The organism is Chryseobacterium sp. Chry.R1 (assembly GCF_039645525.1).
GTDB classification, from domain to species: domain Bacteria; phylum Bacteroidota; class Bacteroidia; order Flavobacteriales; family Weeksellaceae; genus Chryseobacterium; species Chryseobacterium proteolyticum.
Genome location: NZ_CP151793.1, coordinates 3,419,319 through 3,444,243 on the forward strand (window position 1 = coordinate 3,419,319; position 24,925 = coordinate 3,444,243).

The 24,925-nt window shown below is 35.8% G+C and carries 22 protein-coding genes; 10 read left to right on the forward strand and 12 right to left on the reverse strand.

Features of this window, described 5'->3' with window-relative positions:
* Positions 1-33 precede the first annotated feature (33 nt).
* A complete protein-coding gene (locus AAEU33_RS15525; RefSeq protein ID WP_273647925.1) occupies positions 34-1,197 on the reverse strand; it encodes a 2-isopropylmalate synthase in 1,164 nt (387 codons plus the stop codon).
* 146 nt (positions 1,198-1,343) lie between these two features.
* On the opposite strand from AAEU33_RS15525, the gene AAEU33_RS15530 reads away from it, so the two are divergent.
* A complete protein-coding gene (locus AAEU33_RS15530; protein ID WP_345988631.1) occupies positions 1,344-2,888 on the forward strand; it encodes a hypothetical protein in 1,545 nt (514 codons plus the stop codon).
* Between the two features lie 52 nt (positions 2,889-2,940).
* Here the strand turns inward: AAEU33_RS15530 and AAEU33_RS15535 are convergent, their stop codons facing one another.
* Positions 2,941-3,900 carry a membrane dipeptidase gene (locus AAEU33_RS15535; RefSeq protein ID WP_345988633.1) on the reverse strand — a complete coding sequence of 320 codons (960 nt, stop codon included), beginning with the start codon at positions 3,898-3,900 and terminating at the stop codon, positions 2,941-2,943.
* Positions 3,901-3,908: 8 nt separating this feature from the next.
* Positions 3,909-5,102, reverse strand: coding sequence for a DUF4932 domain-containing protein (locus AAEU33_RS15540; RefSeq protein WP_345988635.1), 1,194 nt, complete (start codon positions 5,100-5,102; stop codon positions 3,909-3,911).
* Between the two features lie 93 nt (positions 5,103-5,195).
* On the opposite strand from AAEU33_RS15540, the gene thrS reads away from it, so the two are divergent.
* The 9 genes from thrS (at position 5,196) to AAEU33_RS15585 (ending at position 14,217) form a co-directional block, all read left to right on the forward strand.
* Positions 5,196-7,115, forward strand: a complete 1,920-nt coding sequence (gene thrS, locus AAEU33_RS15545) for a threonine--tRNA ligase (RefSeq protein ID WP_172282986.1) — start codon at positions 5,196-5,198, stop codon at positions 7,113-7,115.
* Positions 7,116-7,186: 71 nt separating this feature from the next.
* A complete protein-coding gene (gene infC, locus AAEU33_RS15550) occupies positions 7,187-7,717 on the forward strand; it encodes a translation initiation factor IF-3 (RefSeq protein ID WP_172282988.1) in 531 nt (176 codons plus the stop codon).
* 191 nt (positions 7,718-7,908) lie between these two features.
* The gene (locus tag AAEU33_RS15555) at positions 7,909-8,730 is read left to right on the forward strand and encodes an alpha/beta hydrolase (RefSeq protein ID WP_172282989.1); all 822 of its coding nucleotides are present in this window, start codon (positions 7,909-7,911) and stop codon (positions 8,728-8,730) included.
* 174 nt (positions 8,731-8,904) lie between these two features.
* Positions 8,905-9,468, forward strand: coding sequence for a hypothetical protein (locus tag AAEU33_RS15560; RefSeq protein WP_172282991.1), 564 nt, complete (start codon positions 8,905-8,907; stop codon positions 9,466-9,468).
* Between the two features lie 180 nt (positions 9,469-9,648).
* Positions 9,649-9,846 carry a 50S ribosomal protein L35 gene (gene rpmI, locus AAEU33_RS15565; protein ID WP_034676300.1) on the forward strand — a complete coding sequence of 66 codons (198 nt, stop codon included), beginning with the start codon at positions 9,649-9,651 and terminating at the stop codon, positions 9,844-9,846.
* Positions 9,847-9,967: 121 nt separating this feature from the next.
* Entirely contained in the window at positions 9,968-10,312 is a 345-nt protein-coding gene (rplT, locus tag AAEU33_RS15570) for a 50S ribosomal protein L20 (protein WP_172282993.1), read from the forward strand.
* A gap of 110 nt (positions 10,313-10,422) precedes the next feature.
* Complete coding sequence (locus tag AAEU33_RS15575) at positions 10,423-11,598, forward strand: M28 family peptidase (RefSeq protein ID WP_172282995.1); 1,176 nt, start codon at positions 10,423-10,425, stop codon at positions 11,596-11,598.
* Between the two features lie 127 nt (positions 11,599-11,725).
* Positions 11,726-12,910: a M28 family peptidase gene (locus AAEU33_RS15580; protein ID WP_172282997.1), complete on the forward strand. Its 1,185-nt coding sequence runs from the start codon at positions 11,726-11,728 to the stop codon at positions 12,908-12,910.
* A gap of 128 nt (positions 12,911-13,038) precedes the next feature.
* Positions 13,039-14,217, forward strand: coding sequence for a M28 family peptidase (locus AAEU33_RS15585; RefSeq protein WP_172282999.1), 1,179 nt, complete (start codon positions 13,039-13,041; stop codon positions 14,215-14,217).
* Positions 14,218-14,285: 68 nt separating this feature from the next.
* Here the strand turns inward: AAEU33_RS15585 and AAEU33_RS15590 are convergent, their stop codons facing one another.
* From AAEU33_RS15590 to hisD, 9 genes are all read right to left on the reverse strand, one after another.
* Complete coding sequence (locus AAEU33_RS15590) at positions 14,286-16,283, reverse strand: glycoside hydrolase family 97 protein (RefSeq protein ID WP_345988640.1); 1,998 nt, start codon at positions 16,281-16,283, stop codon at positions 14,286-14,288.
* Positions 16,284-16,529: 246 nt separating this feature from the next.
* A complete protein-coding gene (locus AAEU33_RS15595) occupies positions 16,530-18,650 on the reverse strand; it encodes a TonB-dependent receptor (protein ID WP_345988642.1) in 2,121 nt (706 codons plus the stop codon).
* Between the two features lie 231 nt (positions 18,651-18,881).
* The gene (gene hisIE, locus AAEU33_RS15600; RefSeq protein WP_345988644.1) at positions 18,882-19,469 is read right to left on the reverse strand and encodes a bifunctional phosphoribosyl-AMP cyclohydrolase/phosphoribosyl-ATP diphosphatase HisIE; all 588 of its coding nucleotides are present in this window, start codon (positions 19,467-19,469) and stop codon (positions 18,882-18,884) included.
* Complete coding sequence (gene hisF, locus AAEU33_RS15605; protein WP_345988646.1) at positions 19,456-20,220, reverse strand: imidazole glycerol phosphate synthase subunit HisF; 765 nt, start codon at positions 20,218-20,220, stop codon at positions 19,456-19,458. Before hisF ends, hisIE begins: the two co-directional genes overlap by 14 nt.
* Positions 20,213-20,935: a 1-(5-phosphoribosyl)-5-[(5-phosphoribosylamino)methylideneamino]imidazole-4-carboxamide isomerase gene (hisA, locus tag AAEU33_RS15610; protein WP_345988648.1), complete on the reverse strand. Its 723-nt coding sequence runs from the start codon at positions 20,933-20,935 to the stop codon at positions 20,213-20,215. The genes hisF and hisA overlap by 8 nt, the downstream gene beginning before the upstream one ends.
* A gap of 2 nt (positions 20,936-20,937) precedes the next feature.
* Positions 20,938-21,516, reverse strand: a complete 579-nt coding sequence (hisH, locus tag AAEU33_RS15615) for an imidazole glycerol phosphate synthase subunit HisH (protein ID WP_345988650.1) — start codon at positions 21,514-21,516, stop codon at positions 20,938-20,940.
* 1 nt (position 21,517) lies between these two features.
* Positions 21,518-22,612: a bifunctional histidinol-phosphatase/imidazoleglycerol-phosphate dehydratase HisB gene (hisB, locus tag AAEU33_RS15620; RefSeq protein ID WP_345988652.1), complete on the reverse strand. Its 1,095-nt coding sequence runs from the start codon at positions 22,610-22,612 to the stop codon at positions 21,518-21,520.
* 2 nt (positions 22,613-22,614) lie between these two features.
* On the reverse strand, positions 22,615-23,640 hold the full coding sequence (gene hisC, locus AAEU33_RS15625) for a histidinol-phosphate transaminase (RefSeq protein ID WP_345988654.1): 1,026 nt from the start codon (positions 23,638-23,640) through the stop codon (positions 22,615-22,617).
* Positions 23,641-24,924, reverse strand: a complete 1,284-nt coding sequence (hisD, locus tag AAEU33_RS15630) for a histidinol dehydrogenase (protein WP_345988656.1) — start codon at positions 24,922-24,924, stop codon at positions 23,641-23,643.
* Position 24,925: the final 1 nt, after the last annotated feature.

Sequence of the window (24,925 nt, forward strand, 5' to 3'; positions counted from 1 at the left end):
TGTTTGATTTTATTGAGAAATGATGTAAAATTCCTAACTGATTTTTCTCGTTAATGCATTCATCATCAGGCTAAGATCATCATTATCCACTTCTTTTTTAGCATCTGCAATTTTTAAAAACTCCCCATACAAAAAGTCCAGCTCATTTTTGGTAACATCAAAGCCGATATGCTTAAAACGGTATGCAAGAGCAGAACGTCCGCTTCTTGCTGTAAGAATAATCGAAGATTCGGTTACTCCCACATCTTCAGGATTCATGATCTCATAAGTTTCCCTGTTCTTGATCACACCATCCTGGTGGATGCCCGAACTGTGGGCAAATGCATTGGCTCCTATGATCGCTTTATTAGGCTGAACAGGCATTCCCATAAGGTCTGACACCAAAGAACTCATTGTATTCAACATTCTGGAATTAACATCTGTATGAAGTCTAAGGTCTTTATGTTGCTTCAGAATCATGACGACTTCTTCCAAAGCCGTATTTCCTGCTCTCTCTCCCAATCCGTTGATCGTACATTCAATTTGTCTTGCCCCGTTCATTACTCCTGCAATGGAATTAGCAGTTGCCAATCCCAAATCATTATGGCAATGGCATGAAAGGATTGCTTTATCAATGCCTTTTACATTTTCTTTTAGATATTTAATTTTCTGTCCGTATTCCTCCGGCAGGCAATATCCTGTGGTGTCAGGAATGTTTAAAACGGTTGCCCCGGCTTTTATTACAGCTTCACAAACCCTGGCAAGGTATTCATTATCAGTTCTTCCTGCATCCTCTGCATAAAATTCAACATCTTCCACAAAGCTTTTAGCATATTTTACAGCATCCACTGCCCGTTCAATAATGTCTTCTCTCGTAGAGTTGAATTTATATTTAATATGTGAGTCTGAAGTTCCTATTCCTGTATGGATTCTGGGGCGTTTTGCATATTGCAATGCTTCGGCAGCCACTTCGATATCTTTTTTATTGGCCCTGGTCAGTCCGCAAACTTTTGCATTTCGTACCAACTTGGAAATTTCAGAAACGGAATGAAAATCTCCCGGACTTGATACCGGAAAACCGGCTTCTATTACGTCAATCCCTAGCTTATCAAGCCTTTCGGCGATAATTAATTTTTGTTCTGTGTTTAACTTACATCCCGGAACCTGTTCCCCATCACGCAAAGTGGTATCAAAAATTTCAATTTTTTCGGAATTCATAATGAAGTTTTTACTTAATTTTGATCCAAAACTAAGGCTTGCATATTTTTTACATTTTCAATTTTAATGAAAATTACAATATTCAAATAATGAAAAACTAAACGTAAGTATAATAAAATCAATAATTTAAATTATTAAATTTTACAATGGCAGAATTGCAGAAAGACTTCTTATTTGTACTCATTAAATCATTAACCACTTCTGAGAAACGGCAATTTAAGCTTTATGTTAATCGTTTAGGAATTAATGTAGATGCTAAGTTTCTACTACTTTTCTCTGAGCTTGACAAAATGAACGAGTATAACGAGTCTGTCATCATAGAGAAGAAAATTTCTACCAAGCAGCAGCTTTCTAACCTGAAAGCGCATCTCTATAAGCAAATCTTAGTAAGCCTTCGTATGAACCCGAGCCATCAAAATTACAGGATTCAGCTTCGGGAGCAACTTGATTTTGCCAATATTCTGTATCAGAAAGGACTATACAAGCAGGCTTTAAAAATATTGGATAAAACGAAGCAATCTGCCCTGGAACTGGATGAAAAAAGCATTGCTTCAGAGATTATTGACCTTGAGAAGGTAATTGAATCCCAATTTATTACACGAAGTATAGACGGAAGAGCCGAAGAACTGATAAGAGAGTCTAAAGAAATAAGCAAACAAAACCAATACACAACGGAACTTTCCAATCTTTCATTGAAGTTATACAGTGAAATGCTCACCCATGGGTATGTGAAAAACGATGCGGACAGGCAACAGATACTGGAAATCTTCAATTCTCAGATTAAAAATATAAAACCTTCCAGTTTAAATTTTACCGAAAAACTTTGGTATTATAAAGCGCATGTCTGGAAAAATCAGCTATTGCAGGATTACAAATACACGCTGAAATATGCTTATCAGTGGGTGGAGCTCTTTCATCAGAAACCCGAAATGATTTTTAGTCATCCGGTGTGGTATATCAAAGGCAATACCTATTTACTGAAGATCCTTTTCCTTTATGGTAATATCGATATTTTAGAAAAACAATTTGAAAATTTCACTAAAACGGTTTCTTCACCCGGATTTGCCCAAAATGAGAATTTACAAGCTCTTACATTCCTTACCTACTCCAATACTTTAATGAATATCCATTTCGTAAAAGGAGAATTTTTCAGTGGAACGAAGCTTATTCCAGAAATAGAAATGAAGATGGAAAAGCTCCGGGATAAAATTGATGAGCACCATTTTATGATTCTGTATCTTAAAATGGCAGCTATGTTTTTTGGAAGCAAGAAGTATAATGAATCGATGCGCTACTCTATGAAGATCATCGAGTCAAAAGGCAACGTACAGGAAGATCTTTTATTTCATACGAGGATTCTGATCCTTATGTCCAAGCATGAATCCGGAAATGACGAAGATTACGATGAGTTTATTAAAGCTACTTTAAAGTTCGCTTTAAAGATGAAAAAGCCGGAAGAATTTCATTTTGAAAGCATCGATTTTTTTAAAAATCTCAATAACCTTGTTTTGGATGAAAGACAAAAAGCATTTGAAGCATTTGACCGGAAACTGGATCAATATGAAAACAATGAATATTACAGACGTTCACTTTTTTATATCGATATCCATGGCTGGATACAGTCAAAAGTTCAGCATGTGGATGTAATTGAAATTATAAAGAAAAAAGTGAAGTATAAAAGACTGAAATAATAAATAACACCAGATGGTAACCGACTCTTAAAGCCACCATCTGGTGTTTATTTTAAAGCTTTTTTATAAAATCCAGAGCATTTTTATGGCTTATTTTTTCCATTAGCTCAACGGAATAATTTTCGGAAATCTTTTTATTAATTGCTTCATAGGCGGTAGCATTCTCGAACTCCTGAAAGAATATGGGAAGCTTTGATGTATCCGGATAGTTTTTGCAGTAGTAAAAATCTGCACCAAAAGCAATTGAATTTTCTCCACCAAGATCAAGTCCATATTGAAGATGTTCATATAGCTTGTAAGGATCAGTTTCATCAACACAATTCCTGATAAAGTTAAGTCCGATAAGACCTTTTCTCCTAATCACTTCTTTTGCCAGCTCATCAGGAAGATTCCTCTTTTTATCATAGATAGTGCGGTAATTGGAATGGCTTGCCAGAATAGGAATATGATAGCTTCTCTGATCGATATAATTAAGAATATCATAGGCCAGCTGATCGCTTGTATGGGAAAGATCAATGGCGATTTTGCGGTCCGAAATATAATCCAGAACTACTTTTCCGTCTTCTTTTAATCCTGTTCCTGAATTATTTCCGCCCCCAAATCGGTTTTCAGTATGATGCGTAAGTCCTATATAAAGGACTTTCTGCGTATTATTAATAATAGCTTCCAGGTTTTTAAAACCTGTTTCGAGGTCAGAATCCTCTTCACAAAATGAGGATGCATTTTCTATGGAAGCAAGTACCCCTGCCCGATCCTTATTTTCGTCTGCTTCATAATTTGAAGGATTAAACAGGAAGAAATCATCAGTATTCAATAAATCAGCGAATACCTCACTTTGCCTGACTCCTTCGGCCGTGCTGTTCTTAGCTGTAGCCGTGTAAATGGCCATTACCTGTAATTTTACATTTCCTTCTCTTAAATAGGGCAATGAACACCCCAACTCCCTGTCATCTGGTTTTGAATTTTTTCTTAGCAGATAATACAATAAATCACAGTGTAAATCAAAATTCATTTCATTCATTATATTTTATCTTTATTTATGTCGAGTTCTTTATTAATCCACTTAATATCACTATTTTCAAATACTTTTAAGAGTTCCGGAACAAAATCTCCGAATTTCTTATATTTTTTTCTGTTAGCATTGTATTCCTTTATCTTTCTTTCTAACTGAGGGAGAAAAATAAAATGATTTTTCAGATGATAGGCCTCTAGTTTTTTAGCACGTTCAAGATCATTCTGTATAATGGCTGTTTCAATTTCCCCCAACCTTACCAGATGTTCTACCACGCAAGTCTGATAATCGGCAACGCCACCTGTTTTTGTCATGATTTCTTTTAAGTTTGATTTTTCAAACAAATCCTTAAACATATTGAGGTTATCCTTATTCTGATAGACTTCCTTATTTACAAATGCATGACCAAACTCATGAATAGTTAAAAACCTCGCCTGAAACTGGTTGTTATATCCAAATTCCCCTTCTTTTGCCACTCTCATAAAAGGGCTTGCAACTTCATAAATACTTTTCTTTCCTCCCGAATGTTGTATATCAGTACCAATGCCACGACCTTCATTATCTTCTATTGGCCACATCATCATTGGTGAAATGAAAACAGTATAGCTGCCAAATCTTTCTCCATAGTAATGTTCCATTGCTGAAACAAAATTCGCGGGAATCTGTTGGTAATATTCTTTAATTCCACCGTCATAGAATGTTTTATTCTCTGAAAAGAAATCCCCAATTTTTTCCTGTATATAAAATTGCTGCAATTCCGAGATGTAGTTTTTAATAAGGAATGTTACTTCATCATTTTGTACTTTGGTCAGCGTATTTTTTTCAAATAAATAGTCATCATTCCAGCCTTTTAAGGGGAATTCTTTGTGTGATAAAAGCGGTTTCATGATTGCGTCATTTCCAATGCCATATTTACTGAGTAGCGTATCATTAATCTGTGCAGTAAGATGAGCGATTTTAGAATTTTTCAGATGCCCATATTTTTCCAATGCTCTTTTTACAATAGGCTGGTAGGTTGAGCACTCTTTAATCTTGAATAATTCAAAATCTTTATTGATCTTCCTATGCTCAGCTGAAAGGATCTCAGCTAAAAAATAAGTATCTATATTTTTGCTGTAAGAAACCTGAAATTTTGGGGCTTTTTTTTGTGAAAAAGAGAATGTGAAAAATAAAACAGTAAATACCGTTAATAGGTTTTTCATTATTTTGAATTATTTATTTATTCAAATATACGTTAATATACCATTTTAAATAAAAAATGCGTATTTTTGCATCTTAAAATTTCATAGTAAACAATGATAAAAATTACACTTCCAGACAATAGTGTCAAAGAATTCGAGGGAGAAGTAACTCCTTTAGATGTGGCAAAATCTATAAGCGAAGGATTGGCTAGAAATACCATTTCCGCAGTCGTAAACGGCAAACAAGTAGAGATTACCACACCTATAACGACGGATTCTACGGTACAGCTATTGACATGGAATGATGATCTTGGAAAGAAAGCTTTCTGGCATTCTTCTGCCCACCTTCTGGCGCAGGCCATCCTTGAATTTTATCCTGATGCTAAGCTTACTATCGGCCCAGCCATAGAAAATGGATTTTATTATGACGTAGATTTTGGAGACGAAAGTTTATCTGAAAAGGATTTTGAAAAGATTGAAAAGAAAGTTTTAGAGAATGCTAAGAAAGGTTCTACATTCTCCCTCTATCCTGTTTCCAAAGAAGAGGCATTAAAAACTTATGCAGATAATCCTTATAAAGTAGAACTGATCTCCAATCTTAATGACGGAGAAATTACTTTTGTAACTCATGATAATTTCACGGATTTATGCCGTGGAGGTCATATTCCCAATACAGGAATTGTAAAGGCCGTAAAAATATTAAATGCAGCAGGAGCATACTGGAGAGGTGATGAAAAGAACCCTCAATTGACAAGGGTTTACGGTATTTCTTTCCCAAAACAGAAAGAGCTTACAGAATATCTGGAAAGATTGGAAGAAGCAAAAAGAAGGGATCACAGAAAACTTGGAAAAGAATTAGGGATTTTCGCATTCTCTGAAAAAGTGGGTGCCGGACTTCCGCTATGGCTTCCAAAAGGTACTGCATTAAGAAGAAAATTAGAAAACTTCCTTAGTGAGGCTCAGAAAAAAGGAGGCTATGAATTCGTGATGTCCCCGCATATTGGTTCAAAAGAGCTGTATGTGACTTCAGGACACTGGGATAAATATGGGGCAGACAGTTTCCAACCTATTAAAACACCGAATGAGGGTGAAGAATTTTTGCTGAAGCCTATGAACTGTCCTCACCACTGTGAAATCTACAAAACTTCACAATGGAGCTACAGGGATCTTCCAAAAAGATATGCAGAGTTCGGTACTGTTTACAGATATGAGCAAAGTGGAGAGCTTCACGGCTTGACAAGAGTACGTGGATTTACTCAGGATGATGCCCACTTATTCTGTACTCCGGATCAGCTTTCGGAAGAATTTGAGAAAGTAATAGATTTAACACTTTATGTTTTTAAATCTTTAGGATTTGAGGATTTTGTTACACAGGTTTCTTTAAGAGATCCTGAAAACAAGGAAAAATATATCGGTTCTGATGAGAATTGGGAGAAAGCTGAAAATGCCATCATCAATGCAGCAGAGAAAAAAGGATTGAAAACCGTTATTGAATATGGTGAAGCTGCCTTCTATGGCCCTAAACTGGACTTCATGGTTAAGGATGCGTTAGGAAGAAAATGGCAGTTAGGAACCATTCAGGTGGACTATAACCTGCCGGAAAGGTTTGATCTTCACTACATCGGAAATGATAATGAAAAGCACAGACCGGTAATGATCCACAGAGCGCCGTTTGGTTCTATGGAAAGATTTATCGCTATTTTATTAGAAAATACAGCAGGAGATTTTCCTTTATGGTTAAGCCCTGATCAGTATATAATTCTACCGATTAGTGAAAAATATGTAGATTATGCAAAAAAAGTTTCACAATTTTTGGAAAATCACGATATTAGCGGTCTGATTGATGACAGAAATGAGAAGACCGGAAAGAAAATCCGTGATGCAGAATTAAAGAAAATCCCTTTCATGATTGTGATCGGTGAAAATGAAGAAAAAGACGGAACCGTTTCAGTAAGAAGACGTGGAGAAGGAGATCTTGGCGTAATGAAGATGGAAGATTTCGTCAATTATTTTAAAAAAGAAGCAGCCATATAAGAAAGCTGTCAATAGAAAGTTAACCAATAAAATTTAAGACAATAGCACAAAGATTTAACAACAGAGGCCCAATGCGTCGTCCGGTACAGGAGGATTTGCATCAAATTAATGGTAAAATCAGAGCCAGAGAAGTTCGTTTGGTAGGTGACAATGTGGAACCTGGAGTTTACCCATTAGATAAGGCTTTGCAGATAGCCAAGGATCAGGAATTAGACCTGGTTGTGATTTCAGACAAAGCAGAACCTTTTATTGCAAGAGTATTAGACTATAAGAAGTTTTTATACGAGCAAAAGAAAAAACAAAAGGAACTTAAGGCAAAACAAATAAAAGTGGTTGTAAAAGAGATCCGTTTCGGGCCTCAGACAGATGACCATGATTATGAATTCAAGAAAAAGCACGCTGAGAAATTCCTGGAAGAAGGTTCGAAACTTAAAACCTATGTATTTTTCAAAGGACGTTCAATTATCTTTAAAGATCAGGGAGAAATTTTACTTTTAAAACTTGCACAGGAACTTGAGCATGTAGGTAAAGTAGACCAGCTTCCTAAATTGGAAGGTAAAAGGATGATTATGATGATGAGTCCTAAAAAAGCAGCTAAATAATCAAATTAAATTCTGAATTTAATTTCCAATATAAACCTCAAAGAAATTTGAGGTTTTTTTTTATTCAATTCCGAATAAAATATCCTATGTTAAGAGTTGTGTTTATTAATAAATTTAATTTTGAATTAGAAATAAGATTAAAATATTATAGGTACTAAAAAATTAAATTACTAATCATAAAATTAAAAACAATGAGTACAATTCAACTAAAAGACGGAACTGAAATTTATTACAAAGACTGGGGAAAAGGACAACCTGTATTTTTTCATCACGGATGGCCATTGTCAAGTGACGACTGGGATGCTCAAATGCTTTTCTTTTTGGAAAAAGGATACAGAGTAATTGCTCACGACAGAAGAGGACATGGAAGATCCACCCAGACTGCGGAGGGACATGATATGGACACGTATGCATCAGATGTTGATGAGATCGTAACGGCACTAGATCTGAAAGATGTGATCCACGTAGGACATTCCACAGGAGGCGGTGAAGTGATCAGATATGTAGCACAGTATGGAAAAGGAAGGGTTGCCAAAGCTGTTTTAATAAGCGCTGTTACCCCGATTATGGTTCAAAATGAAAATAACCCGAACGGTGTCCCGATTTCTGTTTTTGATGATATCCGTAACAATACGGCACACCACAGGCAGCAATTCTATATCGATATTACCTTCCCTTTTTATGGCTATAACAGAGAAGGAGCTAACATTTCCGAAGGTATCCAGAGAAACTGGTGGAGACAGGGAATGATGGGATCGATTAAAGCACATTATGACTGTATCAAAGCTTTTTCAGAAACTGATTTTACAGAAGATCTTAAAAGTACAGATGTTCCCGTATTGGTGCTTCATGGGGAAGATGATCAGATTGTACCTTATGAAACTACAGGTGTGGTAGCCGCAAAATTAGTTAAAAATGGAAAGTTGATCACTTATCCGGGATTCCCTCACGGTATGCCAACGACTGAAGCTGAAACTATTAACAGAGATCTTCTTGCTTTTTTCCAATCATAAAACCTTAATTGAAATAAAAACTAAAAGGACTGATTCACCAATCGGTCTTTTTTTTGTTATAAATTTATCTTCCTGAAAATGCGATTAATAAAGAGAAAATCAAAATATATTAAGTCTTATCATTGTGAGTTAATTTGATTTTTTATTATTTTTGCGGCTCAAAAAAAATAATATATGAAGATAAAATTATTGACTTTTGTAAGTCTTTCAATGCTTTTAGCATCTTGTGGTCAGGATGATACTCTTGATAATGTAATTGTAGAAAATGGAAAGGTACAAACAACTGCGAATGCAAATAAATCTATTCCTGGTGGTGGTCTTACCACATTAACATTTATTTCGGAAACAACCAATCATCCTCAGGTATTAAATGCCGGCGAATCAATTAGTTTAGAAAATCAGGGTGTTACTTACCGTCTGGTAATGCAAGGAGATAGTAATCTTGTCCTATATGCTGAAACACCTAGCAGCTACAGAGTACTATGGGCATCTAATACGGTAAGAAGCGGAGGTACCCCAAAACTTATTGCACAAAATGATGGGAATCTTGTTATTTACAATAACGATACTCCTCTTTGGAATTCAGACAGCGCAGTTGCAGGGAACGTTTCCAACCCACATATTAAGCTTCAGCTTTATTCAAGAACCGGATATTTAATCGGTAGTGGTTTTAGAGTTAAAGTTATTCTGGGTGGAAATAATCAGGAAAGAAGAGAAATAACTCATAAGGATATCTAGTGAGTAATTTAATGATTTGTAACCACTTTTTATAGAAGTGGTTTTTTGAAAATACTATAAAATCACAATTTTGAAAATTCGAATTGATATTTTTTGTATCTTTGCACACTATTATTCCTAAGTGTCTTTGGGAAGAAAGTAAATCAGATATTGATAACAAAATAATAAAAAAGCAAGACAATGCCAAAATTAAAAACGAAATCAGGTGCTAAGAAACGTTTTGCTCTTACCGGAACTGGTAAGATCAAAAGAAAAAATGCTTACAAAAGCCACATCTTAACTAAAAAAGAAACTAAGCAGAAGAGAAATCTTACTACTACTTCTTACGTAGCTAAAGTGGATGAGAAAAGCGTTCAACGTCAATTAGCAATTAAGTAGTTTTTATAAATCTATATTCGGTTTATAGGAATTAAAACAATTCAGAATTTTTAACCCTGAAACGGAGCAGATAAGTGTAATGAAACAGTTTACCGCCCTTTTCAAAAAAACAATTTAAATTATGCCAAGATCAGTAAATGCAGTAGCTTCAAGAGCTCGCAGAAAAAAAATCATGAAACAAGCTAAAGGTTTTTTCGGTAGAAGAAAGAACGTTTGGACTGTAGCTAAAAACGCGGTAGAAAAAGCAATGCAATATGCTTACCGTGGAAGAAAAGAGAAAAAGAGAAATTTCAGATCACTTTGGATCACGCGTATCAACGCTGGAACAAGAGAGCATGGAATGTCTTACTCTCAATTTATGGGAGCTCTTAAAAAGAACAACATTGAGCTTAACAGAAAAGTTTTAGCAGATTTAGCAATGAATCACCCTGAAGCTTTCAAAGCAGTTGTAGATCAAGTAAAATAATGTAAAATTTTTTGTTATCAATATTAAATCCTGAGTTTTTTGCTCAGGATTTTTTTATTATATACATTTGTTTCATTAAAAATATAATAATTCTGTAATTCTTTTATCAAGTGAAAAAAATAACTACTCTACTTCTCTTTTCCATTGCTATTTATAGCGCAAAGGCACAAAGCTTTATTCAGGCTTACCAAAGCAGAGCAACTCAGGTTTCACAAACCAATATTACAGCTAATTTACACGAGTTTGAAAACCTGGGTGTAAAAACAACAGGTTCTGTAAATAATACCAATACTTTAAACTGGATCAAAAATAAATATACGTCTTACGGATATAGTGCAAGTCAGATGGTTGAGGATCCTTTTACCTTTGGAAGTACCAGTTCTAAGAATTTAATTATTACCAAAACAGGAACTGTTTATCCTGATACCTATGTAATTATCTGTGGACATTATGATACCATAACCGGTTCCGGAGTTAGCGACAATGGAAGCGGAACGTCTATTATATTGGAAGCTGCAAGAATCTTAAAAGATATTCCAACAGAATATTCTATTAAATTCATTCATTTTTCAGGAGAAGAGCAGGGACTGGAAGGAAGCTATCATTATGCAGACAATGTGGTTTTTCAGAATAATATCCGTCAGATGAATATAAGACTGGTATTTAATATAGATCAGGTAGGTGGTAAACTTGGCAATAACAATAATACGATAAAGTGTGAGAAAGGCGTTAACGGAAGCTCTGCCAATAATGCAACTTCAAGTGCGTTTACACAACAGCTGGCCACTTGTACAAGTCTTTACTCCCCTCTTCAGACTGTAATTACTAACGCGTATTCCTCAGATTATATACCTTTTGAACAAAACGGAGATATCATTACAGGTTTTTATGAGAATATCAAAAGCAATAATGAACATACGGTAAATGATACCTTTGCCAATATAGATCCTGTATATGTCTACAACGTAGGTATGGCAGCGGTTGGTGCTCTTCAACATTTTGCTGTAGCAACAACTCTGAATTTGGGAACAAGCGAAACAGAAGGACAGAAATCATTAGAATCTGTAAAGATCTACCCTAACCCGGCAAAAGATGTATTGACAATTGACCTGCCAAATACGATTAATGATTTTAATTTTGAATTAACAGATCTGCTAGGCCACACTTTAATTAAACAGAATAATAAGAAAGCGATCCAGGTTTCTTCTCTGACAAACGGTGCCTATTTAGCTATAATAAAAACTGCTGATCATACCGCTGTACGGAAAGTAGTAATCAGCAAATAACTCACCGCTAAAAAAATAATTTAAAAATGCTTTTATTACACGTTATAAAAGCATTTTTTATTTATACTACAAAATTAATATTCTTTCATTGTGATTTTATTATTACTTTTGCAAAAATCACCAACTAATGAAAAATATAATTACTTTTCTAATTTTTTGCCTGCTATGTCAGCAACTATCATCTCAAACATTTATTCAGGCCTATCAGAACAGAGCCAATCAGGTTACTCAAACCAATATTACAACGAATTTACAGCAATTTGAAAACCTGGGTGTCAAAACTACAGGTTCCACGAACAATGCGAATACTCTGACGTGGATAAAAAATAAGTACCTGTCTTATGGCTATACAGCCAGTCAAATCGTTGAAGATCCTTTTACATTTGGAAGTACGAGTTCAAAGAATCTGATCATTACGAAAACAGGGACAACATATCCCAATACGTATGTAATTATTTGCGCCCATTATGATACGGTAACAGGATCCGGCGTAAGTGATAACGGAAGCGGAACTTCAATTTTATTAGAGGCCGCAAGAATTTTAAAAGATATCCCTACCCAGTATTCAATAAAATTCATTCATTTTTCAGGAGAGGAACAGGGACTTTACGGGAGCTACCACTATGCGGATAATGTAGTTTTTCAAAACGGAGTTCGCAAACTTAATATAAGACTGGTCTTCAATATTGATCAGGTGGGAGGTAAATTAGGAAATAACAACAATAAGATAAAATGTGAAAAGGGAGTTAACGGAAGCTCCGCCAATAATGCAACATCGAGCTCTTTCACCCAGCAGTTGGCAACCTGTACAAGTCTGTACTCTCCTCTTCAGACAGTGATGGCTACCGCATATGCTTCAGACTATATTCCTTTTGAAGAAAACGGAGATATTATCACAGGTTTTTATGAGAATATCAGGAGCAATAATGAGCATACGGTAAATGATACCTTTGCCAATATAGATCCTGTATATGTATTCAATGTAGGTAAAGCTGCTGTTGGTGCGCTCCAACATTTTGCCGTTGCATCTACAACCGCAGCAATGGTTCTAAACACAGAAGAAACAAAAGCTCAGGCATCAATAGAATCAGTAAAGATCTATCCTAACCCGGCAAAAGATATTATAACTATTGACTTACCTGATACCATTAAAGAATTCAACTTTGAGCTGACAGATCTTTTAGGACATATTCTGATCAAAAAAGAAAATCAAAGAAAAATCGATATTTCCGGTTTGCAGGAAGGAGCTTATCTAGTCATTATAAAAGCCAAAGGTCAGACTACAACAAGAAAAATTGTTATAGAAAAATAAATCATCAAATATCTCTCAATTACAAAAATGCTTTTATTATCAACAATAAGAGCATTTTTTATTTATTACATAATATTTTTATTCTTTCATTGTGATTTTATGATTACTTTTACAAAAATCACCTAACAATGAAAAATATAATTACTCTTCTTTTTTGCGCTTTATTAGGCCAGCAATTACAATCTCAAAGCTTCATTCAAGTTTATCAGGACAGGGCAAACCAGGTCACACAAACCAATATTACAACCAATCTGCAGCAGTTCCAAAATCTTGGTGTAAAAACAACAGGTTCTACCAATAATGCCAATGCGCTTACGTGGATCAAAAACAAATATTTATCGTATGGCTACACAGCAAGCCAGATTGTTGAGGATCCTTTTACCTTTGGAAGCACAAGTTCCAAAAACCTGATCATCACCAAAACAGGAACAGTATATCCTAATAAATATGTTATTATTTGTGGGCACTTTGATAGCATCGTAGGTCCGGGAACCAATGATAACGGTAGTGGTACTTCAATTATACTGGAAGCTGCCAGGATCCTTAGAAATGTTCCGACAGAATATTCTATCAAGTTTATTCATTTTTCCGGAGAAGAACAGGGATTAAGAGGAAGTTCCCATTATGTAAACAATGTAGCTTATCAAAATGGTGTTCGAAAGCTGGATATAAAATTGGTATTCAATCTTGACCAGGTAGGTGGAAAAATGGGGAATGTAAATAACAGAATATACTGTGATGAGGATCAGGGAGGAGTAAGCAGCAATAATGCGGCATCAAGTGCGGTTACACAACAGCTGGTGACCTGTACTACTCTATATTCTCCACTACTTACAGGGATTGATCCGGCAGAAGATACGGACTATATCCCTTTTGAACAGAAAGGAGAAGTGATTACAGGATATTTTGAGTATAAGAGAAGCAGTTATCCGCATACTGTGAATGATACCTTTGCGAATACAGACCCTGTATATATTTTCAATGTAGGAAAAGCAACAGTGGGGGCACTTCAGCATTTTGCAGTAGCATCCACTACGGCATCTTTAGTTTTAAATACCAAAGAAACCGCTGCAAATACGCTTGAATCCGTTAAAATTTATCCCAATCCGGCAAAAGATATTCTGAGCCTGGAATTACCATCTTCCGTTAGCAACTTCAGTTTTGAAATCACCGATCTGTTAGGTCGGTCTTTACTTAAGCAAGAAAACCAGACAAGAATTAATGTTTCTAATTTGCCAAAAGGGGTTTATTTAGGAAACCTTAAAGCCGATGAGCATACAGTAGTTAGAAAAATTATGATTGAATAATCACTTATACTATATATCTTAATACAAAAGCTTTCTAAAAATAGAAAGCTTTTGGTTTTTATAATTCTTTATTTTTTTGTGATCTTTATTACGTAACCTCCTCCTGACGCCATTGATACGGTTAATTTTCTATTGGCTGGAATGTCAATGACTTCCTTTTTGTAATCTTTAGCAACACGATTCGCGTTGATTCCATCTTTAAATACTTCACCTTTGAAATTGCCTTTTCCTAGGAATGATAAATCTAATTCTACAGTACGTGCATCCCAGTTGGTTAAAGCACCCATATACCAATCATCTCCTTTTTTACGGGCTATTGCTACATATTTTGCGACCTCACCATCTAAAGCTATGGTTTGATCCCAAATGGTAGGAACCTTAGCAATAAATTCTGTACATTCCGTTTCTGCCATATAATTTGACGGGCTATCACAAAGCATATTTAACGGAGACTCAAAGACTATATATTCTGCCAGCTGACGGCATCGTGTTCCCTGACTCATAGCTTCACTATCAACACTTTTGAAATTATCTTTGGTTGCATTACGCATTGCTCCCTGAGTATAATCCATTGGACCTGCTATCTGTCGGATAAATGGAATGGTTACATCATAGGTCACCTGGTCAAGATGATCTGCCCATTTCATTTGCTCCAATCCGTTTACCCCTTCAAAATTAATAACATTAGGATAGGTTCGTTGTAGCCCTGTAGGTTTATATGTCCCATGATAATCTATCAACAACTTATATTTTGAAGCCATTGCTGCCCCTCGCCGGTGAAAGTCAACAATGATCTGATCATCCCGATCCATAAAGTCTACTTTAAAACCTTTGATTCCCATTTCACTATAATGTTTACAAACAGCTTCCATATCACGATCAAAAGCATAATAACCAGCCCAAAGAATAAGCCCTACTTTTTTGGAATTTGCATAAGCAATCAATTCCGGCAGATTGATTTCAGGCACTACCTGAAAGAGGTCTGCTTTCTTATTGACTGCCCAACCTTCATCAAGAATCACATATTCTATTCCATATTGAGCAGCAAAATCGATATAATATCGATAGGTTTCATTATTAACCCCGGTCTTAAAATTTACATTGTACAAATTCCAATCATTCCACCAATCCCAGGCTACTTTTCCTGGTTTCACCCATGAATAATCTCCCTGAGAAGGAGTTGCCAATTTATAGACGATATCACTATCTGTCAAATCTGAGTCTTTCTCGGAAATAATAATGATTCGCCAAGGAAAGTCTGTCCCTTTATCGAATTGGGCAACAAAGTTTTCACGAGATTTTATGAGCATCTGCAAATTATTATGTCCCCCTTGCTGAACTTCTTTCGGGTAAGGTGCAAATACGCCTTTTAAACTATTGGATTTATCTCCCGGATATAAGAACATTCCCGGGTAATTGATCAGATCAGACTCGGCAATACAAAGCTTTTTACCCTTTACCCCTTCTACAAGTAAAGGATTGATAGCGAGTCTTTTCTTATTCCATTCGGATAAAGGATAATGAAAATAAGGTTGTTCAAACGAGTTGAAAAATTGTTTTTCCAAAGGAGCTGTTTCCGGTTTATTGGTATAGTTGATAAAAGCTTTTTGATCTGCAGGGAAATTAAATTCAGCTTGTTCAGCCATTATTTTAAATGGCTTTTTAGCTAAAGACACAAATCTGTAAGCAATCCCTTCATCATAAGCTCTAAAAATAATATGATAATCTTTAAACTCTAATATCAGTTCATTATAATAGTCTTTAATTTGCTGGCGTTTATATATCCGCACATTGAAAGTCTGGTTAACTTTTTTTTCTGACGATCTTAAAAGTTTTCCATTTTTCCCATAGAAAGATCCATCATCAAGTGTCATGGAAATAGCAGATTTGTCGAGCATTACATCTCCATTGTGTAGCAAGGAATACTCTACTGTTTTACCTACGTTGATGAAGGTTTTCAGTTTATTATTAGGAGAAGTGAGTATTAATTGTTTTTGAGCTGAAACCCCTGTAGGCAAAAGTATCAGACAGAATAAGATGAAAATAATAAAATCATTTTTTTTCATAAATATTACTGGGTATTTGTACAAATTCTGTTTATGACATATTCTTTAAGGTTGTTTTGAAAATAAAATGTAAATTATGAAAAATGTTTTGAAAATTTCATCTGCTTTATAAGTTTTTTATGCCTAATACTGCTATGGCGCTCAGAATGCAAAAGATTACATGGACAAAGAGGATTATATTCTTTAAAACACAAAACCCTATCTAAAAGCAGATAGGATTTCATTATTCATATAGCTAAAATTAGTCTAGTAATTAAAATTCAGAGACAAGGTATAATACCTTCCGTTTCCTCTTACATACTCTGCATCTCGTGCAGTGTACATTGAAGTTGGAGTATAATAGGTTTTATTCAAGACATTTTCTATTCCTAATCCTACCGTAATTACATTATTAAATTGGTAACTCCCTTGAAAATTAAAAAGGTTAAATTCCTTTACAGGACCTTCTCCTTCCTGATATTTTCCGGATACCGGTTCAAATTGTTCTCTTTTAAAGGAGTACATATGATAAACTCCCAATTGAAGCTTCTGGGATTTATTATTCCATTTGATATAAGAATTAAGTCTGGCTGGAGCGATCCTCAATCCGCTCAAATATTTATCGTAGCTATTATCATTTTTCACGTCTACTTTTCCTTCCTGGTAAGTATAATTAGCTCCTATACTTAATCCTCTGGTCGGATATACGTTCATTGCCAGCTCTACTCCACTAATGTATTGTGGCGCTCTCAAAGGAGTCCAAAATCCGTTTACAGAGACCAAGTCTGCCCCCAATTTTGAATAATTATAAAAATAACTCGCTGAGAAATCAACAGCCCGGCCAATTTTACTGTTAAATCCAATCTCGTAATTATCAATAACAACAGGATCCGTATTGATTTCATTTAAAACATTAGTTTTAGCATCTCTTAGCACTCGTCCTAAATCATAAATATTAAATCCTCTTGAGTAAGAGGTAAAAGGCTGGAAAAAGTCAATTGCAACATAACTTACTCCTACATTATATGATATATTGGAATAATTTAACCGGCCTCCCTGCACATTAAATTCAGAGGCATTTCCAGAAGGTAATGTAGTATAATCCGGAACTTTTACAGACATCTTATCCCATCGTAATCCTGCTTTAACAGTTAAATCTTTGGTGATAAACAATTTACCTTGTACAAAAGGAGCAGCCGCCAGCATACTCATTTCAGGAACCCATATTCTTCCGCCTACCAAAGGCTGGCTTGTTTTCTCATTGAGTAAATCAAGACCATAGGTTAAAGAACCTATCAGCTCATTTCCTTTTTTAAATTCAGTATTAAAATCTGCCCTGAAACCGTATTTCTTTTCCAAAATAGCCGATTGTCCCCCTGTTTTCCATCTTGGTGGGTTACGATAATCATAGATTGTATAAAAGTCCTGAAAATAAAGCGTTGTATTGAGGGAAGTCTGATGGAAAATATTTTTATTGATATATTTTAAATATCCGTTATGATTATATCTTGTTCCCTCTTTCACCCCTTCTCTGTTTCCTAATTTTCCTGTAGAAGGTCTTTCTCCATACTTTCCGATATCAAGAATATATTTAGAATCCTGTAAACTGGAATAATAATTATACATTAACTCCACCCTATTATCATCATCTATATTATATCCTATTTTTCCGAATATGTTTCCTACACCGGTTTCTCCTAATCCATATCTTGGATTTTGAACCAAATCATCACCGTCTATTTTCACTCCATTCTGAGTGATTGTACCGTTAATCAGGTAATCCCACTTTCCTAAGTTTCCAAAAAAACTCTGGGAAACCCTGTAGCCAGCACCACCATCCGATTTGAACATATTACTATTGAATAAATCATGACTGGTAAAGCCCAAAACTGTTTTTCCGGAAAATGGTTTGTTCTTAGTATTTTTCTGAGTGATATAATTGATGATACCGCCCTCTGCACCATTTCCATAAATGGATGTTGCTCCTTTAACAACTTCAATACGTTCAAGTACTGACGGATCAATACTTCTGATCTCCCTGTCATTATTTCGTAACGGACTTGATTGAGGAATACCATCGATCATGATCAGTACATTTCTACCCCTTAGGGTTTGGCCTCTATTTCCTACGAGATTATTACCAAAAGCAAGTCCCGGAACTTTATATGCTAATATATTACTGAGATCTGGAGATATCAGAGACTGCTCTTCAATTTCTTTTTTATGGATAATATGTACTGTAGAAGCCGTCTTTTTTACAATTTCGGGAGACCTTGATGCTGTGATAATAACTTCTTCAAGTCTCCTTTGATCAAGTGAATCTTTTTTTTGTGCATGTATTAAGGAAGCTGCGATTATGCTTCCCAAACAAAAAATATTTTTTTTCATCTACGTGTTCTTATTTAGAATAATTAAAAGGCAAAAGTAATGCTTTTAATATTTTACTAAATCAGACAGATTCAACCCAATCAGATAAAATGAAAAACGATTGACCTATAAAAACTTATTTTAATGTAAAAAATCCAAAAATTCAATTAAGTAATTTTATTTTTTACACATTAAAAGATAAATGTCATGTTTACTAGCTAACACAGATCTAATATAATGTGCCAAATGTTTTCATTTTCCATTCCTTTCCAACAAAACGCGTTCAATGTCTTTCAGGGAAAAGTTTTTGGCTTTCAACAGAATTAAAAAGTGATACATCAGGTCCGCAGCTTCATCCTTAAACAATTTTTCATTATCGTCCTTTGCTTCGATTACCAGCTCTACAGCCTCCTCACCTACTTTCTGGGCAACCTTGTTGATACCTCTCTGATATAGTGAGTAGGTATAAGATCCCTCTGTTTTATCATCAATTCTTTGTCCTATTTTTTCCTCCAGCTCATATAAAAATCCCTTGGAATCTTTTTCACCAAAACAGCTAAAGCTTCCGGTATGACAAACAACATTTTTAGGAGTAGCTTTTATCAAAACAGTATCCTGATCGCAATCAATATCGATACTTTTTACCATTAAAAAATTCCCTGACTCCTCTCCTTTTGTCCATAATCTGTTTTTTGACCGGCTGAAAAAGGTAACAATTCCTTCCGCCCTGGTTTTGTTCCATGCTTCTTCATTCATATAGCCGAGCATTAAAACCTGTAAAGTCCGTGCATCTTGTATAATAACCGGAACCAAGCCGTTTGTTTTATTAAAATTGATCATTTCTTACCTGTATTTTTTTATATAATAATTCTTTTTTTACATCCTGAATATGAATTTCTCCAAAATGGAAAATACTCGCAGCCAAACCACCGGTAGCTTTCGTTTCCTGAAATACTTCTGTAAAATCTCCTATTGTTCCTGCCCCTCCTGAAGCAATTACGGGGATATTGACAATTTCAGACACCGCTTTGGTTATCCTGATATCAAATCCCTTTTTAGTTCCGTCACCATCCATTGATGTCAGAAGAATTTCACCGGCACCTAAAACTTCAGCTTTTTTAGCCCACTCCAGAGTTTTCAGCTCTGTTGCTTCTCTTCCTCCTTTAATGTGTACCCAATCTTCATTATTCACCAATTTTGTGTCAATGGCAACCACAATACACTGACTTCCGAATTCATTGGCCAGATCTGTGATAAGCTGTGGTTTTTTGACAGCAGAAGAATTGATACTGATCTTATCTGCTCCCGCTTCAAGAAGTTTTCTTACATCTTCAATAGAATTGATTCCTCCGCCAACTGTAAAAGGAATGCTTAATTCTTTTGCGATATCCCGGACAAGTTCTACAAAGGTTTTTCTTTCTTCAATAGTAGCTGTGATATCGAGAAAGACCAGTTCGTCCGCACCGTCAATTTCATATTTTTTAGCCAGGCTGATCGGATCTCCTGCATTTCGGAGTCCTTCAAAATTAATTCCTTTCACGGTTGTCCCATCTTTAATATCAAGACATGGAATAATTCTTTTTTTAAGCATTTTCAATAAAGTTCTGAAGTTCTTTTAATTCAATTTTCCCCTCGTAAATAGCTTTTCCAATGATCGTTCCGGAACAGCCTATTTCTTTCATCCTATATACATCCCCGATACCTGAAATTCCTCCACTGGCAATCAGATTAACAGGAACATTCCCTAAAATATCCTGATACAGATCGATTGACGGTCCCTCCAGCATTCCGTCTTTAGAAATATCCGTGCAGATTACCTGCCTAATTCCTTTTTCTTTATATTGAAGGATAAAAGAGAGTACATCAATTTGACTTTCTTCAAGCCATCCGGAAGTTTTTATTTTTCTGTTTTCACAATCAGCTCCGAGAATAATTTTTTCAGGACCGTATTTGCTGACTAAAGTGTAACAGAGTTCCGGATCCTGAACTGCAATGCTCCCGATAGTCACCTGACTTGCACCAGCATTAAGAGCCATCTCAATATCTTCCGGTGTTTTTAATCCTCCTCCAAAATCAATTTGCAAGGAAGTCTCGCGAGCAATTGATTCCAATATTTTCTGATTTACAATATGCCTGGATTTAGCTCCGTCCAGATCTACCAGGTGGAGATACTGAATACCGGAATCTTCAAACTCTTTTGCCACCTCAAGGGGGCTTTCGTTATATATTTTCTTTGTGTTGTAATCTCCTTTAGAAAGACGTACACATTTTCCGTCAATAATATCAATAGCGGGAATGATCTTCATAATTACAGATTTAAAAAATTTTGAAGTAATCTTGCACCCACTTTCCCGGACTTTTCAGGGTGAAACTGGGTAGCAAAGAAATTGTCTTTTTGTAATGACGCACTGAATGGAAGTATATAATCACAAACAGAAGTCGTATACTCAGAAAGCTCACAATAGTAGCTGTGCACGAAATACAGGTCATTTGCTTTTTCAATACCTGAAAAAACAGGACTCTTCAAATCGCTTACCGTATTCCATCCCATATGAGGAACGATATCATTCGCCGGAAATTTTTTGACATTGATATCAAAAATTCCCATTCCTGTAGTATTTCCTTCTTCATTATCTTTACACATCAGCTGCATTCCCAAACATATTCCCAATACCGGCTGTTTTAACCCTGGGATAAACGTATCAAGTCCTTTTTCCTTTAAAAGTTCCATTGTTGAAGATGCTTCTCCTACGCCAGGGAAAATCACTTTGTCAGCCTGTTGAATAATAGTAAAATCATCACTGATCACTGATTCCACGTTTAACCTACCCAAGGCATTCTGAACGGATTGTACATTTCCGCCATTATATTTAATAATTGCAATCATCTTATAAGCTTCCTTTAGTTGAAGGTAAATTAAAATTCTGATCGGTCTGATTTACAGCCATCTTTAAAGCTTTGGCAAAAGCCTTAAAAACAGACTCGATCTTGTGGTGTTCATTGCTTCCTTCTGCTTTAATATTCAGGTTGGATTGAGATGCATCGGAAAATGATTTAAAAAAGTGGAAGAACAATTCAGTAGGAACATCTCCTATTTTTTCTCTTCTAAAATCAGCATCCCAAACCAGCCATGGTCTCCCTCCAAAATCCAGAGCCACCTGGGCCAGACAGTCGTCCATCGGAAGTAGAAAGCCATATCTTTCAATCCCTTTCTTATTTCCTAATGCTTTAAGAACAGCCTGCCCCAGAACGATGGCCGTATCTTCTATCGTATGGTGTTCATCTACCTGCAGATCTCCCTTCACCTTAATACTTAGATCTAAATTTCCATGCTTTGAAATTTGCTCAAGCATATGATCAAAAAAGTGTAGTCCTGTTGAAATACTGGAGTTGCCTTTCCCATCGAGGTTAACTTCAATTTCTATTTCTGTTTCATTAGTCTTCCTTGCAACTTTTGCTTTTCTTGGCATATCTTTTAAAAACTGATAAATTTCCGACCAGTCTTTGGTTGTCAAAGCAGCTTTATCATCAGCCGTTTCACTGATAAAAATTGCTTTTGATCCTAAATTTTTGGCCAACTGAATATCTGTCAATCGATCTCCGATAACGTATGAGTTTTCAAGATCATAATTTCCATAGATGTATTGACCTAGCATCCCGATTCCTGGCTTTCGGGTAGGAAGATTTTCACGTTCAAAACTTCTATCAATTAATATATCATTGAAAATTATTCCTTCATTTTTAAAAGCATTCAACATTTTTTCCTGAGGCTTGATAAAGTTTTCGTAAGGGAAGCTTTCAGTTCCCAATCCATCCTGATTGGTTACCATTACCAATTCATAATCCAGTTCCCTGGCTATTTTGGAAAGGCTTTGAAAAACACCCGGATAAAACTCCAGTTTCTCCAAAGAATCAACCTGAAAATCTGTAGGTGGCTCAATAATGAGTGTCCCGTCACGGTCTATAAACAGTAATTTTTTCATAATTACACTCTATTTAAAACAGCAATTAATTTCATATTTTCTTCTCTTGTTCCGATATTGATGCGTATGCAATCAGGAATGGCCGGAGCCCTTTTATTGGTAAGTACCTCATTGGCCAGTAACTTTTGATGAACCTGGTCTGCATTGGTAAATTCAACCAGGAAAAAATTGGCATCAGTAGGGAAAATTTTGGTCACGCATTGAAGCTTTTTGAGCTCATTGTTTAACCAGGCTCTTTCAATTAATATATTTTCAACATTCTGCTGAAACACATCTATCTGATCGATGCTTTTTAAAATCAAATCCTGGCTTAAAGAATTAACGTTATAAGGAGCCTTCACTGTGTTGATGAGATTAATGATTTCTTTAGCAGCATAGGCGATCCCAACTCTTGCTCCCGCTTTTCCCCAAGCCTTTGAAAAAGTTTGAAGAACAATAAGGTTTGGATATTTCATCAGCAATTCCAGGCTGGATTTTTTATCTGAAAATTCAATATAGGCTTCATCGACTACTACAATTCCATCAAAATTCTGTAAGTAGAATTCAATATCATCGACACTGTTCCCCGTAGGATTATTAGGCGAACAAAGGAAAAATATCTTTGGTCGGTTTTCCATGGATATCTTGAGAAAGTTTTCCTTGATAATCTCGAAGTTTTCATCAAGATCCACTTTGATCACCTTGTTTTCATTGATCGTAGCATAAAATGCATACATCGCAAAAGATGGATTCATCATCATGATGGCATCTTTTTTGGGCTCACAGAAAATTCGTATGATCAGGTCTATAAGCTCATCACTTCCGTTTCCGATTGCGATCTGCTCTGGAGATAGTTCCTTGAGATCTGCAATTTTATTTTTAAGCTTCTTCTGGGTAGAATCCGGATACCGGTTAAACTCTCCAAAAGGACTTTCATTGGCATCCATTAGAACCGGTGATTCAAATTCATTATGATCCCTGAAACTGATATAAGGTTGTAGCTCTAAAATATTCTTCCGTACAAATTGACTGATCGTTAATTGTTTCATCTATTTTTTATTTTTTAATCGTATTGAAACGGCATTCCTGTGGGCAAATAATCCTTCTGCCTCTGCCATTATTTCTATTGTTTTTCCCAAATTCTGCAAGCCTTTTGCTGAAAGCTCCTGAAAAGTGATTTTCTTTACAAAACTGTCCAATGAAACACCGCTGTAATTGCGTGCAAATCCGTTGGTAGGAAGTGTGTGATTGGTTCCACTGGCATAATCTCCGGCGCTTTCACAGGAATAGTTTCCTAAAAACACAGACCCGGCATTTTGAATTGAAGAAATAGATCCTTCAAAATTTTCTATTGCCAGAATAAGGTGTTCCGGACCATATAAATTGCTGAATTCTATTGCTTCTTCTACCGTATTCAGTAAAATAAAATAACTGTTGTTTAAAGACTCTTCTGCAAATTGATTCCTGGGAAGTTTTTTGATCTGGTTATCTATTTCTTTGATCGTTTCAGTAAATATTCCAAAATCTGTAGAAATAAAAACAACCTGACTGTCACTTCCGTGTTCTGCCTGGGAAAGAAGATCAGCCGCACAGAAAGCAGGTACTGCCTGTTGATCTGCAATAACCAGAACTTCACTTGGTCCTGCAGGCATATCAATGGCTACCCCATAGTTTTGTGCATATTCTTTTGCTGCCACCACAAACTGATTTCCGGGCCCGAATATTTTATATACGTTAGGTATACTTTCCGTTCCGATAGCCATTGCTGCAATAGCCTGTGCTCCTCCTGCTTTAAATATTCTGGTCACCCCACAAATCATTGCGCTATAAAGAATGGCAGGATTAATATTTCCATTTTTATCCGGAGGAGTGCACAGAATAATTTCTTTACATCCGGCTAAACGGGCAGGAATAGCCAACATCAGAACCGTTGAAAATAAAGGCGCAGTTCCTCCGGGAATATAAATCCCTACTTTATCAACCGCACGATTTTCCCGCCAGCAAATCACTCCTTTTGTAGTCTCTATCTTTTTCGTTTCCGGTTGTTGCAGAACATGAAATTTTGTAATATTTCCGCTCGCCTCCTGAATTGCCTTTTTTAACGCTGGGCTGACCAAAGATTCCGCCTGTTCAATCTCGACTTGGGAAACTTCTATTTCTTCAATATCAGCAGAATCATATTTCTTCGTAAATTCAAGCAATGCTTTATCACCTTCCTCTTCTATCTTCCTGAATACTTCTGAAATAATTTCTGAGATTTCTTCTTTTTTCCGGGCAGGACGCTTAACCAGCTCCTTCCATGTTTCTTTTTTAGGATATCTGTGTATAAACATA

Excerpts from the sequence above, each read along its gene's own strand:
- hisC (WP_345988654.1), bottom strand. The coding sequence starts at position 23,640 with ATGAAACAATTAACGATCAGTCAATTTGTACGGAAGAATATTTTAGAG.
- hisF (WP_345988646.1), bottom strand. The coding sequence starts at position 20,220 with ATGCTTAAAAAAAGAATTATTCCATGTCTTGATATTAAAGATGGGACA.
- AAEU33_RS15525 (WP_273647925.1), bottom strand. The coding sequence starts at position 1,197 with ATGAATTCCGAAAAAATTGAAATTTTTGATACCACTTTGCGTGATGGG.
- AAEU33_RS15560 (WP_172282991.1), top strand. The coding sequence starts at position 8,905 with ATGAAGATAAAATTATTGACTTTTGTAAGTCTTTCAATGCTTTTAGCA.
- rplT (WP_172282993.1), top strand. The coding sequence starts at position 9,968 with ATGCCAAGATCAGTAAATGCAGTAGCTTCAAGAGCTCGCAGAAAAAAA.
- hisD (WP_345988656.1), bottom strand. The coding sequence starts at position 24,924 with ATGTTTATACACAGATATCCTAAAAAAGAAACATGGAAGGAGCTGGTT.
- AAEU33_RS15595 (WP_345988642.1), bottom strand. The coding sequence starts at position 18,650 with ATGAAAAAAAATATTTTTTGTTTGGGAAGCATAATCGCAGCTTCCTTA.
- AAEU33_RS15555 (WP_172282989.1), top strand. The coding sequence starts at position 7,909 with ATGAGTACAATTCAACTAAAAGACGGAACTGAAATTTATTACAAAGAC.
- AAEU33_RS15540 (WP_345988635.1), bottom strand. The coding sequence starts at position 5,102 with ATGAAAAACCTATTAACGGTATTTACTGTTTTATTTTTCACATTCTCT.
- rpmI (WP_034676300.1), top strand. The coding sequence starts at position 9,649 with ATGCCAAAATTAAAAACGAAATCAGGTGCTAAGAAACGTTTTGCTCTT.
- thrS (WP_172282986.1), top strand. The coding sequence starts at position 5,196 with ATGATAAAAATTACACTTCCAGACAATAGTGTCAAAGAATTCGAGGGA.
- AAEU33_RS15535 (WP_345988633.1), bottom strand. The coding sequence starts at position 3,900 with ATGAATTTTGATTTACACTGTGATTTATTGTATTATCTGCTAAGAAAA.
- AAEU33_RS15580 (WP_172282997.1), top strand. The coding sequence starts at position 11,726 with ATGAAAAATATAATTACTTTTCTAATTTTTTGCCTGCTATGTCAGCAA.
- hisB (WP_345988652.1), bottom strand. The coding sequence starts at position 22,612 with ATGAAAAAATTACTGTTTATAGACCGTGACGGGACACTCATTATTGAG.
- infC (WP_172282988.1), top strand. The coding sequence starts at position 7,187 with ATGCGTCGTCCGGTACAGGAGGATTTGCATCAAATTAATGGTAAAATC.
- AAEU33_RS15590 (WP_345988640.1), bottom strand. The coding sequence starts at position 16,283 with ATGAAAAAAAATGATTTTATTATTTTCATCTTATTCTGTCTGATACTT.
- AAEU33_RS15530 (WP_345988631.1), top strand. The coding sequence starts at position 1,344 with ATGGCAGAATTGCAGAAAGACTTCTTATTTGTACTCATTAAATCATTA.
- hisA (WP_345988648.1), bottom strand. The coding sequence starts at position 20,935 with ATGAAGATCATTCCCGCTATTGATATTATTGACGGAAAATGTGTACGT.
- AAEU33_RS15585 (WP_172282999.1), top strand. The coding sequence starts at position 13,039 with ATGAAAAATATAATTACTCTTCTTTTTTGCGCTTTATTAGGCCAGCAA.
- hisH (WP_345988650.1), bottom strand. The coding sequence starts at position 21,516 with ATGATTGCAATTATTAAATATAATGGCGGAAATGTACAATCCGTTCAG.
- hisIE (WP_345988644.1), bottom strand. The coding sequence starts at position 19,469 with ATGATCAATTTTAATAAAACAAACGGCTTGGTTCCGGTTATTATACAA.